Below are 15,515 nucleotides of genomic sequence, written 5' to 3'. Positions count from 1 at the left end.
TTCATATTGTTTACATTAATCATCCCATCCCGGATTCTGGTCCAGTTTAGAGGCCTTTCTCATTTCATCCCGGGGAATAGGTAAAAATACGGTCTTCCTATCAACCACACGGTTACGGTAATCGGCATGAGTGACAACAGAACGCTGATAGAAATCATATTGATCTCCTGTTATATTCATTCCTTCAATCGGTTTATTTTCTTCCTCCTCATAAATTCCCCAACGACGAATATCATAAAAACGTCGTCCTTCAGCCAAGAACTCCACCAATCGTTCTGTCACGATCTGTTTATCCATACTTTCTTCTGTGACATAATCTTGTGGACGTAAGCCCGGTAAACCGGCTCTATAACGAATCTGATTAAAAGCACTAATCATATCTTGAAGGTTACCGGCTCTTGACAGTTGATAGGTCTCACCACTTTCCATCGTTATTGAGTGCGTACTATTCAAATGATTAACAGCTTCTGCATAAGACAAAAGAATTTCAGCATAACGAATAATAGGAAACGCTTTACTCACCCGGGTTCCCCCGTCAGCCCAACTGTCAAATGGATTAATATATTTTTTCAACACATATCCGGTCACAGCATAGTTTACTTTTGCATCTTCTCCGGAAGCAGCGTCCATTCCAGCAGAACCTCCTTTATAATATGTAACCGTTACATTCTTCTTATCTGTGGAGTTAGATGAAGTAGCCGGCCAGAAACACCCACTAAATCCAACGCAGGCATAGAATCGCATTTCACGATTAGCATACATATTATACGTATCTCTATTCAGACGATAGGCAGAGAATGTCTCTACCTTTTTGGTTTGGCCTTCTTCTGAATATTCATCGGGACTCGCTTCCTGAATTGTTTTTCCATTACGCGTTTTATATGCATCAATAAGTTTCTGCGTTAAGCACATACCATTGTAGCCACCCATATTTATCGGAAAAGACTGACGTGTGAATTCTGCCACATCTCCGGAATTCCGGGCCCAGATAAATTCTTTGTTCTGAGTTGGATAAGTTTCTCCATTGAACATATCCGCATAAGATTTCAAAGGGTCAATCCCACCAGCTCCATTCGGAAAAGGATCAGAAGGTACACCCACCGGCAATGGCGGAGTTATATATGCCCCATTAGACAAAGCAACTACCGTATGCAATGTATAACGTTGTCCACCATCCATTTCCATCACTCGTTTGGCAGCCGCTGCCGCTACAGCCCACTTTCTTTCATCATAAGTCTGAGAAATATACTGTACCCCATCTGTACCACGCTTCCAATCTCCAAAATAACGATAGGCCGCTGCACCTCCATTAAATGCCGGGCTGGCAGCCTGTAAACGTATACGGGCAATAATCGCATAAGCAGCCCCTTTAGACGGACGGCCAAAATTCAAAATGGGTACATCAGATGATATATATTTGGCTGCCATTTCCAATTCAGAGCAAATATACTCCACTGATTCATCATAAGTAGCACGCGCACGATCATAATATTCAGCATCTGCATTCGTATCCAAAGGCTCATCTCCTATTATTATAACCGGTCCATAGTTCATCAGAATATGGTAATAAGCATATCCACGCAAAAAATGAGCATATCCCAATAATTCCTGTTTTTCTAACGGAGTGATATCCTTGCATTCGTTCATCCTACTCATTATCAGATTGGCTTTACGAATCACTTTATAGCACGTCCCCCAAACACCAAGACCTTTAGTATCGGCAGCAGAAACCTGCCCCAGTGTCAGAGCTTTCCCATGAAACAGTCCAGGATCCATCAATGTAAAAATATCATCGGCCGCCGTAATACCAGGAGTAGCATCGTTCCCGAAAATCTTACTCTCGTCCGGCAATTCTCCAGCTGCTCCCCACAAATATTTTTCCAGATTCCTCTTATTAGAGAATACCGAATCATATTTTAATGTATCGTCAAAATACTTATCAACACTCAAAAAATCACATGAGCTCATTAATCCCAATGTTAAACACGAAATTAATAACACACTCTTATTTATGAATTTCATACTCATTCAAATTAAATCAGAAAAACATTACTTAAAAATTTACATACATCTGGAAAGCAAAGCGCTGCGGAATAGGATATGCACCACCATTATGATCGGCCTGTTCAGCATCCCACAGTTTCATCGGACTCCAAATACATAAATCAGACGCAACAAATTGTAAATCAAGAGAACGTACTCCCAAATATTTCAACAATTTACCGGCAGCCAAGTTATAGTTTACACTCACTTCCTGCAATCTCAAATAACGTGAATTAGCATGCCAGAATGTGGAGAACTGGGTGTTGTTCTTATTACTACCATAGCTAAGGCGAGGGAATTTTGCATTCGGATTCTCCGTTGAAGGATCACCGGAATAAGAAGCCGGGGTCCAACGGTTTCTTTGATCGGCTACAATTTTCAGTACATTACCGGTCTTTCCACCATAGAAAGGAATGTAACCTTCACCATTTTTCCCTTTATCCCAATATCCATTATCGTCTACAAAATAATAATCAGTATTACCGGTACCTTTGAATAAGACACCTAAGGTTAAGTTTTTATAGACAAATTCCCCACCAAATCCGTACATCAAACGCGGATAGTTCGGATAGGATAAAGGCACCTGGTCGTCATCCGTAATTTGACCATCACCATTCACGTCTTTATATTTGATATCACCCGGTAAATAATCGCCAAAAGTTTGCTTGGGACTGGCGGCAATATCTGCTTCATCTCGAAAAAGTCCTAAAGCAATATATCCGCGATATGCATTATTCACATAGCCTGCTTTATCCTTATAGCCATATTTCTGTACAGCCTGTTCCCAGTTTTGTACTTCATTGGCAGAATAAGTAAAGTTTCCACGCAATGTAAACGACATGTCTTTATTGATTCTCTGTGTAAATGAGATATTACCATCTGATCCATAGCTTACCATTTTTCCGACATTACCATACGGCATTTTCTGCAAACCGGCATATTCCGGGATCAGTTGACGTTCCTGATAAATACCATCGCGTTTATCTCGGAAAATATCTACCACAAAGTTCAAACGTTCGCCAAACAATTTAGCTTCAACGCCAATATCCACTTTCTTAGCAACTTCCCATTTCAAATTATCAGCTCCGATTACTTCCTCTGTAATAAATCCGTTGGAACTCCCCCAACCTCCGCCACCACCTGACTTCATAAGTGTCAAATAAGGAAAACGAGTATTCGTTAAACGATCATTACCTACCATACCGTAAGATCCGCGAATCTTTAAGAAATCTAACCACGGCATCTTCTCACGTACCCATTCATATCCGGTAGGAACCCATCCAGCAGCCATAGCGGGAAAGAACCCAAATCGATTTTCCTTGGCAAAATTAGCTGAACCCGTATAGCCGAAATTCAAATCTAAGAAATAAGTGTCACGAAGTCCGTAAGTAATACGCCCTGAAAGGCCCTGATAACGGATTGGAATAGCATACATACTTTGCAAACTCGGATCTTTATCATTAAGATCCTTATCTATCTTCTGTTCACTACTCATGTAATAGTACAGCAGTCCGGTCAGACGATGATATTCTGCAAAAGTCCTTTCGTAATTCAGCATCGATTCGAAATGTACTTTATAGAATTGCATATCTTCAGGATGTTTATAGGTGACAGGTTTACTCTCTACACTTGAAAATAGACCGAGCTTACCTGTATAATGGCGTCCCGCTGCATAAAACATCTCAGGAAGTACTTCACGCTGTTCTTTCAGATTCACCTCTGTATCATAAGCAACCTGTACCCTGCCACTCAACCCTTTCGTTATCATTGAAAAGTCTTGCTTCAATTCCACGGTAGATTTTCCGCGAAAATGCCGTATATTGCTCATTCCTGTATAATTCAACATCACATAGGGAGAGTACGCATTATCTGCTCCATAAGCAGGCAATTGCCCGGTTGAATAGACTTTTGGAATAGTCAGCGGAGTTAAGTTCCGCTGTGTAGCCCACAAATTATCTGTATTTGCATTACCCGGTTCGGACTTTTCGGAAAGAAATCCGTCTGAGCCAAAATAAACAGTGGTTGTCTTGGTAAGATTGATATCCAAATTGACACGATAGTTGTACGTACGATACCCTACTGCCGTTGAATATTTCGATGACTTCTCCTGCTTATAAGCAGAAGACTCATTGGACATACCCAAGCTTAAATAGTAGCGTGCCAAACTACCTCCACCTTTCGCATTTACATAATAAGTCTGTTGCAAGGCATTACGATTCAGAACTTCATCTTGCCAATTCACATCCGGATATAAATCCGGATCAAGCTGATATTTGATCAGATCCAATGCCATATCCGAATATGCAATCGGATTTCCTCGAACAGCAAGCGCCTCATTTGCCAATTTTGCATACTCATAAGCTCCCAAATACTCCGGCATGTTTACCATGTGAGAAATAGTCAGATTGGCACGTCCTGTGATTTGTAATTTATCAGCCGTACCTCTTTTGGTAGTCACCAATACAACTCCATTTGCTCCACGAACTCCATATACAGCTGTCGCGGAGGCATCTTTCAATATAGAAAAACTTTCAACATCCGACGGGTCAATTTCACTCAAGTTACCTTCCAAACCGTCTATTAATACGAGAGCACTGCTGTTAGCACCAAACGTACCAATACCTCGAATCCAAAACTCTGAGATATTTTTCCCAGGTTCACCACTGCGTTGTAATGAAATAATTCCCGGAATACGTCCTCCCAACATATTGTTGATATTAGTTGCCGGAGTCTGTATATCTGCTATATCTACATTCGTAATAGCACCTACTACACTGGCTTTACGTTGTGTCCCCATCCCCACAATGACCGTCTCTTCCAGTACTTGTGAATCTTGTTTTAATTTAATTACAACATTACTTTCCTGCTTGGTGACCAAATACTCTTCCTGTTTATAACCTAAGAAGGAAATGGCTATAACATCATTCTTTTGAGCTTTCAAAGAGAACTTACCATCAATGTCTGTGATAGTGCCCACTCCCGGAGAATTTTTAACGTAAACATTAGCTCCCGGAACCGGCATATCCAAATCATCGTATACTACTCCAGACACCGAAAACGTACTTTTTTGTTGTGCAAATGCAGTTATATAGCTACACAACAAGAATAATAAAAATATATATTTCTTCATACTATTATCTTATAAAATCTCAATTTCTATTCTATAGCAAGACGACGTATACTCTGATTTTTAGAATCACCAATATAGATTGTTCCATCAGTATCTACCGCTACACCAAAGGGCTCATTAAACAAGGCAACCTCCGGAGTACCATCTTGATTCCCAGTCATGCCTGCCTGTCCGATTACTGTACTTACCACTCCATCTTGTGTTATTTTTCTTATCACATGATTATTCGAATCGGCCAGAAATAAATCGTTCTCTGCTGTTAATATAATTTGACGAGGTGTATCAAACAGAGCATACTCACAAGGACCATCGGCATATCCTGGCGTATTGACCATTCCGGCAAATAATTTATGTGCACCTGTTTTAAGATTATAGGTATAAATACAATGTGCATTCGTATAAGCCAAATATAGAATATGTTCTTCCCCTTGTTGAGGACTAAACAAAATATAAGAATCACTACCATTCATCAATCCAGTAGCTACCACTTGGGCATAACCAGTTTTCGGATCAAACTTCAATAGTGTTCCGTTTTTAGCACGTGTATACATAAATCCATCATACTTACACATGGAAAAAGAGTGTTTATAATCAATAGAGAAGTCTTCCGCAGACTTACGCAAAGTCAATTTACGCGGAATCCACATATTATCCGATGAAAGTTCCCAATAATCATTTCCATTATCTGTTGGAATAAATGCAGTTTTACCATCTTCGGATATACAAGGTTGATTGAGAGGAGCCCCTGTATTCGGAATTAAAATTTGACTTTTATCTTCCCGTTCATTCACTAACACCACTTTATTTTGATCATAATAGTTGTTTATTTCGCGACAACAAACAAATAAGTTATGATCCACATCAATCGCCAGATAAGTTACATACGGGAATTGAGTCTCAGCCATGTTACCTGTTTGTACACCCGGAGCCCCTTTTACCCCACAAAGGGTAGTTACAGTTGTTTGGATGTGATAAGTAAAATGTTCTTCAAATACCGCTTTATCACCGCCAACAGAAACTGTAATCACGCAATCTTCCCCCGGTTTACGCGGAGTGATTACATACAACTTATCACCTGTACTTTGAATTACAGCCGCTTTTGCTTCATTAAAATACACTTTGATTTTACTTACATCAGTGCCAAAATTCTCACCACTAATGATCATTTGAGTCGCAATCCCTCCCTCTTTCGGGTAATAATCCGTTAATATGATCGGTTGATTGGGATCATATTCCTTCTTTTTGTTCTCATCATCTTTACATGAAGAGAACCCTGTCAGGAAGAAACACATTAACAGGGAAGTGAAAAAATTAATTTTACTACTCTTTTTCATATTATTATTTTTTAGTACTTAAAACCATTCACTTTTTATACAAATGATATATTTCAGCTTGGTGTTTGGGTAGGTTATAAGACAGTCTTCCCTCTTTCACTTTTACGCTGTTTCCTGACCAGCATTCAATACCTCCGGATATTGTTTCCGGATCAATCCCAAGATCATTTAAAGTTAACTCCCCCTCTTTTACTCCTTCATCATAATTGAAATAAGCAATATAATAGGCATCTTCAGTTTCTAAAGTAAACAGATCGACCGAACGGTTAGAGCCAGACACTTTATGTCCATATGCCGGTCTAAAAGATCTCCCCAAGCGAACCACTGCGTTCACGCGTTCATTCACAGCATAAGTTTTCACCTTTTCTTGTGATATTTCCGTTCCTACATAACTCCCCTTTGTAGTCAGATTATCTCCAATCATAAAATAGCCGGTTACAGCTCCCGTAGTAATACGAGACATATTTTCTGCCTCACTACGATCGCCCATTACCAGATGATCCGGATCATTATAAGCATATACCCGATCCAGCCACCAACCAAAAGACAAACTGTTCATCATATAATTGGTATGCCACATTTCACCCCAGGCATCACAACTCACACGCCGGGCATTGGCATATTGATACGGGAAAAGAGGAGCAATAGATTCTACGATAAACATATCATCACCGCAGCGCTCGCGCAGATGCTTCATTCCGTAATTGAAAGCTTGTGTGCCGGTGGTAATGTCTTTATTGTAATACTTATCGGCTTCCACCATACCAGCAGTCAAAAAATCGAGTTTGAGATACTTAAAACCGGCAGCCTTGAACTTATCAATGAAAAAGTTAATCCTCGACAACGTAGCCGGAGCTGTAGGATCCATGCAACCGGCACCATACAGTTTCCGTTTCTGCCCATTCACTTTCAGATGAGACTGACTATACTTGTAACCATTATTGCCTTCAATATCCCGTTCATTGTCGGGAAACCAGTCATTGAATGGCGTCCAATAAATTCCCGGTATCTGCCCATTAGCAACACAATGCCGGGCAAAATCTTCGAGTTGTTCCCAATTCAGATTGTCCCAGTAAGAGTCCAAGCCTACAAACACAACTCCATCCGCACCAAAACCACCTTTACCCTGTAAATGCTTTTTCACAAAATCGGATGCGGAAAGAACGCCCTCATAATTAACATGCGTACTCATTCCTCCCCAACTGTTCCATCCAAAAGGAGTACCTTTGGTCCACTCACGTTTCGGAATAATAGCCGCATTCGTTTCTCCGAACTTCTCCATTCCAAAACGCCAGTCATTAAAAAAACCAACGAACATTTTAGCTGATTTCACCGTTGTGTCCTTCAGATAGCCATGCGGTTTTTCATCCCGTGTAGCAGAGTGACTTGCTCCACTATAACATTCTAATTTAGTAATACTCCGATTATTACGTGATCCGGTCATTCGGATAGCCGACTTCCACGTATCATGTTCTACTGAACCAAGAACCAGCCCAGCCTGCGTATCTCCATTAAATATAGAAGTAACTTCAAAAGAGATTGTATCGCGAGCTAATGGCCCGGGAGAATGTACTGCATCTGTTGATTTAGACTGAGACAACGGCAAAGAGCCATATGTTATAAAGCCATCATTATCAAAAGGGACAAACAGCAAACGATTATTAGCACTCTGGGGTAAGAATTGATTGTCGGAAGTAGTATAAAGCGGTGCAATATAATTGGTGGAAAGCTTTTTTCCAGTAACAGAAGTAAGATAAACTTCGGTCATGAAGAAGTCTTCTTCGGGATATACATAAAAAATCTGATCTACTGTAGGAGTACCCTCTTTCTTATATTGTATAACGAATTTACGAGCTGAGCCTATTACATCTACTACATTTTCTTCTGCAACAGTCACATTTGTATATTCAGAACTATTATAATAAACAGAAGAATTATTAAATCTGACAGACACACCATTCAGAATAGGTACGCCATTCTTCAACAAGTTCACCTGCCTGGTTTCTTTGTCTAAATTAATACTCCATTTTCCAATAGTAGTTTTTTCTTTAATACCTGCATAAGCGTTCCCCCAAAAAGCCATCTGGATAAATAAAATAGAAAGCGAATACTTAAATAGACATTTTAAATTATTCATAGATATAAGTTGAATTTAAAATTAACAATCGTTCCGTTTTGTTAAGTCAAAGATAGGCGGTTCATGTTTCTCAAAATTGCAAAATACACGCAAAAAATATAAACTTCGTCCCAAACACACGCTCAAAGAAACCCTCTACAACATCTATATTACTTTATGAAACGAATACATCAATAATAGTTCCCGTTAACAATTTAAATCCACATTTCTAACAATCCATTTTAACAGTGAATTAAAATACTATTTAAGCCACTGTAAAAAAGCATATTAACAATGACTTAAATAGTATTATTTATAATGCTACATATAGATCAATTAGCATCATTAACTAAAAGCTTTATAAGGCGAGTTTAAAAGTCCTTGATAATTTCCCTATAATACCAGATACCAGATATACCCCTTTCTCTAAGCCACTATATGCCCCGTTGCCATTTACTATCGTTCGCAAAATTTGTACACCGGATGTATTTATAATTTCAAGAAGAGTTTTATCTCCTACGCTATAATAAATATTACCATTAGCTGTATACACACATAAATCAAGAAGTGCATTCTCACACACGCTACTAGTCAACGGATTAAAAGAAGAAAAAGCAAACCTTCCTCCTCTTTTTCCATTATCAATAGCTTGTACTCCCCATTCATACTCTGCATCTTCATCTGCGATATACATTGAATAAGAGGTAGCCGTAATCTGCCCCGAGATTTCACCTACTTTGATAAATCCCGTTTGTAAATCGGCAGGAACTGTCATAAAATACTCTTTTGATCCGGCTCTCTTTACATAAATATTATACTGCAAGGCTACTGAAGGAGTTACATCATCAGCAGGAGCATCCCAAGAGAAAGTAAGCATACCTGTCTCTTTATTATAAGCACTCTTCAGGTTGGACGGAGCAGAAGGTGGCTCATTAGCAGCCACGCTCGCTGTTGAAGAAGAATTCTTCCAAAGTTGAGTAGCACAACTACGGCTACAAACACTTTCCTGTGCCCATCCCATATTCCAGGCATCAAGATATCCGTCATTATCATAATCCACCAAATGATTATTGCCGTGACTAATACGGTCGAAAGTCCATGTCTGGTCTGTATTATAATAAGCCCCGCAAGCCTTAAAGTCAAAATCACCCCTATTTAAATAAAGCCAAGTGGTGATGTCGTGTTTTTCTCCATGACCGCCTATCAAGATATCGGGCAAGCCATCGTGATTTACATCTCCAAAGGAAGGAGTCGCTCCGTCTACACCTTCAAATCCACAGAAAAGATCGTTCAGCATTTCAAAATTACGATTTCCACAATTTCGGTATACATAAAAAGACTTTGCCCCCGAACCTTTATTGCGGGAATAACCCGTCACTACAATATCCATATATCCATCGGCATCTAAATCACACAACGAGCAAGAAGAATCATTGGCACCATACAGGTATTGTTCATTCTCAGAGAAAGTACCATCCCCATTATTCCAATAAACATGCAAATTACCCTCATCTGGACCATAACCGGAAGATACGATATCCAACCAACCATCATTATCCATATCTCCAAAATGTACAGAGCCTCTTGACAATCCCAGGAAAGGTTTCGTTCCGTCCAGCGGAGTTTCTTGTCTGATAAATCCCTTCCCTTTGTTGTTTTTATAAAGATAAACAACACGCCGGTCATGGTGTACAGTAGGAATTCCGTTCTCATCTACCTTGCCATCGGGGTCCAGATAGTCATCCAGACCTGTTATTACCAAATCCAGATAACCGTCCTTATCGTAATCTCCCACTGAGACCCATTGGCGCGACCGTCCTCCGTCCATTGTGTTATAGATCGGAGTAATCCCCATCTTATTTTCTGTCAGATTAGCTGCATTTACCTCTTCAAACAGATATTTTCCGTCTTGCCCCTTTCCTTTATTCTCATATAAGAATGCAGCTATATCTTCGAGATTATTCGTATAATTCATTGACTTCAAACCGGGAACAAATAAATCCATCAGACCATCGTTATTATAGTCGAACCAAACCGGACAAGCATAATAACAAACATCAAAAGGACTCTCCAGACGAACAAAACCTTCTTTACCGTCATAATCGTATAATACAGAAACCTGTTGAGCTGAAGTTTTTTTAATGTGTACATTTTGTCCGGAATAAGCAATCTCCAAATAACCATCATTGTCATAATCTCCCCACGCTACATTCGAACGGTCCGCTGTATGATAAAACTGCCCTTTGATTATGGAATTGCCTATAGGTTCTGCAGGAACAGGTCTACTCACTTTGGTAAAAATGGGATCAACCGGATTACCGGGTATAGTGACTTCTGAATATTCCGGATCGGACAAATCATCATATATTTCCTTATAGTTAAAATCTTCCGTAGAGAAAACAGAAATACCCAAATCCATAATTTGCTCTCCACTTCCCTGTTTGCCTTCCACAGCAATTAAGTTCCAGCTGTTCGGTCTCAACGTCTGCCGGGCTTCATAAGAAATATCGAAAGGAATATAATTGGAGACAGAACCTTTCTTCGATGCTGCCCACACACCGTTGATATAAATATGGATATCGTCATCATGATAAAGCTTGAAACGCATATTTTCTACCATTTCCGGAGTAATTGTACCCAGATAGAACCAACGGCGCATATAAATCTGAGAAGTATTCCAGGGAGTTGAGATCAAATCTTTCGTGTTCCATAAAGCACTTCTTCCAAAAGCAGCTTCTCCCTGTGCCCATGCACGGTCGTCCAACTCTTTGGCAAACCATCTGCGAGGTACATCATCAGATGTTGTGTATCTCCATTTATATTTATGTTCTTGAGACGTGGAAATGATAGTTTGTACTTTCACTCCGCTCCGAGGCATGTTAATACACTCTTCGATTTTTGCTTTCAACTCCCCGGTAGCAGAATAAGGCTTCAGAACACGACGATCATAAGTCAATATTCCGTTTCTCTCAATTTCAACATCGGATAATTGCGTATATACAGCCGCATTCAATCCATAATAATAATAGTCCTTTATTTTATCAGCTAAACGATTGAATAAAACAGTAAAATCACCTCCGGTTTCTACAGTAGTATACTGGAAATCACCTCCCGGCCAAACATGTCCTTGTACTTTCAAGGTAATGCCACCATACTCACCACAAACTGCTGCACGGTTTCGGTCAAGCGGACAAGAAGGGTCCGGATAACTATGAGAGTCTTTGATATCTCCTATGTCAGCATCATTCCAACCACTGGCACAACAAACAAGAGTTTGGCCAACCACACCTTGTACAATTTGAGTCATTCTTTCTGTATCAAATTGCCCCCATCCTTCATTAAATACAATCCATTGGATAATACTGGGGTGATTTCTAAAGGCCTCAATAATCCTTACCGACTCCTCTTGAAATGTCTTCTTAGCAAAATCTTCGTGTCCGGAAGGCAGATTAGGACTGGGCAGATCCTGCCACACCAGAATCCCTTCCCGGTCACAATGCATATACCAACGGGCGGGTTCCACCTTTATATGCTTTCTAATCATGTTAAAGCCTAAAGACTTCATGGCTTTTATATCAAACAAGAGTGCTTCGTCACTTGGAGCGGTATATAAACCATCGGGCCACCAGCCTTGATCAAGTGGTCCCATCTGAAAAATCTGTTCTCCATTAAGAAAGATACGAGGAGTTTCGCCTACCTTTTTGACTTCTATTTTACGCATACCACAATAACTGCTTACCGCATCGGTCTGAACACCATCTTTTATAATAGTTATGTCAAGATCATAAAGATAAGGGTCATCCACTGACCATAAATGAGGATTCTCAATAGGTAATGTCAATATCCGGCCCACTTTACCACCTGCTATAGCAGCGACTTTATCACCTGCTTTATCCAATAGGTTGATATTTACAGATACGCCGGTAGTCAGAGAGGCATTCACTCTAACCTTCAAACAGGAGTTATCCACATCCGGTCGTATCATAAGAGCTTCTATATGGACCGGATCCACCGGTTCCAGCCATACCGTCTGCCAGATACCACTCACCGGAGTATACCAACATCCCCATTTGTTTAGAGCCTGCTTACCTTTAGGTTGTCCTTCACCTCCGGTATTATCGTATGTATAAACAACCAGTTCGTGTTCTTCCTTTCCCTTAAGTGCCGAAGTGATATCAAAATAGAACGGATCGTACCCACCGGTATGTCTTCCTACTTTGACACCATTTATATATACAATTGTTTCCCAGTCCACCGCATCAAAATGAAGCAGTATATCTCTCCCTTTCATCGTTTCGGGAATCTTCAAAGTACGTTTATACCAATAACATTGGCTATCACTTTCTTCCATAATTCCGGAAAGAGCGGATTCTATCGGGAAAGGAACTAATATTTTTTGATCGAAAGTAAAATTCGGATCGTAACTTTCTCCTTTTACACCTTTTCGTAAATCCCAGACACCATTTAAGTTCATCCACTCTTTTCTTACCATTTGAGGTCTTGGATATTCGGGCAGTACGTTATTGACATCAATTGTTTCACTCCATGGAGTCATCATGGGAGCTTTTTTCATTTGCCATCCCTGAGCATTTACAGTCAAAGCATTCATGGCACAGAACAGTCCAAGAATGAAGTATTTTTGTATTTTTCTTATTTTCATATTATCAGAAAAAAAATGAGGGTGTCCATATCATATCCGTATACGTGGCACCCTCATGATAGTTAAATTATGATTTATCTTACTTCACTAACAATTTAGTACTTTTCACAGCACCCTGTTTGTTGACAGCTTTCAATATGTACAAGCCAGAAGCAAAGTTTCTGATCGTAGTAATACCGGCCGGTAGTCTCTTATTAGCTATTTGTACACCATTTACTGTATAGATAGCTATATTTACCTCTTCTGCAGAATTCACAATAACCTCCTCGTTTACAGAGTATATATCCAGCCCTTTAATGGATGTTACTGATTTAATACCTGTCGTTTCACCTACATTCGGATCCAGGTACAGTCCATAAATATTAGCTCCGGCACTTTGAGGTAAGTTATAAACAATATATAGGTTTTGTACTCCTTTAACCTCTTTCAGAAGTCCGGCAGTACCCTCTTTTATACTCCATGCCCCCGTTCCTTGGGCTCTGACTTTGGCAATTGGTTCATGATCGGCAAGTGCCGCATTCAACTCTTCCGTATTTGTTATGTAACCCCATTTTATATCATCCAAATCTGTATAGAGAGAGAAGTTAGCCTCATCAATCGTGCCTAACCAATTCTTATCACAGGAGTGATTAATGATTACCCTTTTGTATTCACCATCTTTGAAATCAACATCATAATAACATACCACAACCCCATTGGAAGTATAACCAATATTGTTACCTTCACCACGGGCATTAGCACTACCCGCAACTACTACTTTCCATTCCATCTCACCTACTGCTGGATCACCACCTGATTCACCGGTTCCTTTAGTTACATATACCACGGCATCCTCAGAAGGTAGTACGTTTTCAAAAACAATACCACATTGTGGATTCTCAAACCAAACCGGCTCTTTCAGTAAATCTATTCTATGAAGATTAGTAGCATCACCCCATTTTACAAACAAATAATGAGAACCTGTTACTTTTTTCAACTGAGTAGCGATTGGAGTAAAGTCGTTCCATTTTTGCAAATTAATACCCGACCAGGTTCTTGCAATCATATTTTCAGGTTTTACCTCATCAATATAGAACTCCATATATTCTCTGTATCTTTCACCATCATGCCCGATAAAAGCAACTAATTGTTGAAATTCTCCATTCCCAAAATCTACTTTTTCAGTAGACTTAGCGATAAAGCCTTCTCTTACACCACCCCAACAATCACTATTCCCATCATATTTAGTATCTTTATAAGGATCTACTACATCCGGATCTTCCGGTATAGCTACAGCTCTTACAAATTCAGAAGCGCCAATAATGGTAGCATTTTCTTTATACTCAGGCAATTCACTTGGCCATGGCTGAACACCTTCGTCTGCTTCCGCAAAGGCCTCCTGATAAAACTTCACAGAACGTAGATTTCCATTCCCCAAACGGAAAGTCAACCAAACCTTCTGCTTACCAATTGGGCGTTCAAAATCTTCGCTTTCTTTCATGTTGTATGCAAACATTTCAAAACAATGGTAACCATATGTTCTATCTACCAACATTTCTGTAAATGGGACAGCCGTTTCCGATGTTTCTCCAGCACTGAGAACTACATATCTCTCAACTCCAAAATCGCCCCATCCCTGTGCAAATTCTACTCCAGTAGCTTTATAGGCATTTCCATCTGCCCCAAAATCAACCTCTCCCAAACCAACAATGGTCATATTGCTTGTCTGCCCAACATTGCCATAAACAATATCAAAGATAGCATCTTGAACCAGCTCAATGTTCTCATTCCCTTTCATTGTTTCGATCACTAAATCCTGAGCCAGTACAGGACCTGTTGCAAAAAGAGCTAAAGCCCCAATAAGTAATGTGTTTTTTTTCATTGTAAAATAATTTAAATTAAACATTTATTTATGACCCAAGATAACAACTACTCCGACTCTTAATTTTCCAGAAGCCTTCATAGTTACATACTTGGGGGTTTGCTAAAAACAGACTCCATTTTAATTGTTTACCAAAAACAGAGATATTGCCCGGAATCCCCCGTTCAGAGCCAATCATCTTTAACTAATTCACTGTTGACAAAAGTATGGCTTCCTTTTCTTTTTACATCGCACGATTATTTCAAAAAATAACAATTTGGTCACAAGGCTTTTTTTTCTATACAACACATCCGAACCCCCAAAACATATTCTGGTAAAAAAATAGAAGTACATCCCAAACAGGCACAAAAAAAATAATACGTTGGTTTCAT

At 39.7% G+C, this 15,515-nt stretch carries 6 protein-coding genes; all 6 read right to left on the bottom strand.

Features of this window, described 5'->3' with window-relative positions; translation table 11 throughout:
- Positions 1-15: 15 nt before the first annotated feature.
- Positions 16-2,022 carry a RagB/SusD family nutrient uptake outer membrane protein gene (locus ACESQI_RS17170; RefSeq protein WP_007487345.1) on the bottom strand — a complete coding sequence of 669 codons (2,007 nt, stop codon included), beginning with the start codon at positions 2,020-2,022 and terminating at the stop codon, positions 16-18.
- A 31-nt stretch (positions 2,023-2,053) separates the two neighbouring features.
- The gene (locus ACESQI_RS17165) at positions 2,054-5,173 is read right to left on the bottom strand and encodes a TonB-dependent receptor (protein ID WP_122201813.1); all 3,120 of its coding nucleotides are present in this window, start codon (positions 5,171-5,173) and stop codon (positions 2,054-2,056) included.
- A gap of 26 nt (positions 5,174-5,199) precedes the next feature.
- On the bottom strand, positions 5,200-6,507 hold the full coding sequence (locus ACESQI_RS17160) for an IPT/TIG domain-containing protein (RefSeq protein WP_122201814.1): 1,308 nt from the start codon (positions 6,505-6,507) through the stop codon (positions 5,200-5,202).
- Positions 6,508-6,535: 28 nt separating this feature from the next.
- Entirely contained in the window at positions 6,536-8,644 is a 2,109-nt protein-coding gene (locus ACESQI_RS17155; protein ID WP_256143530.1) for a hypothetical protein, read from the bottom strand.
- Between the two features lie 337 nt (positions 8,645-8,981).
- The gene (locus ACESQI_RS17150; protein WP_373126605.1) at positions 8,982-13,232 is read right to left on the bottom strand and encodes an FG-GAP-like repeat-containing protein; all 4,251 of its coding nucleotides are present in this window, start codon (positions 13,230-13,232) and stop codon (positions 8,982-8,984) included.
- A gap of 130 nt (positions 13,233-13,362) precedes the next feature.
- Complete coding sequence (locus ACESQI_RS17145; protein ID WP_122201817.1) at positions 13,363-15,144, bottom strand: T9SS type A sorting domain-containing protein; 1,782 nt, start codon at positions 15,142-15,144, stop codon at positions 13,363-13,365.
- Positions 15,145-15,515 lie beyond the last annotated feature (371 nt).

It is taken from the genome of Bacteroides sp. HPS0048, assembly GCF_964240755.1.
GTDB classification, from domain to species: domain Bacteria; phylum Bacteroidota; class Bacteroidia; order Bacteroidales; family Bacteroidaceae; genus Bacteroides; species Bacteroides nordii.
The sequence above is the reverse complement of the archived record's forward strand: the minus strand, read 5'-3'. Positions and strand labels throughout refer to the sequence as shown.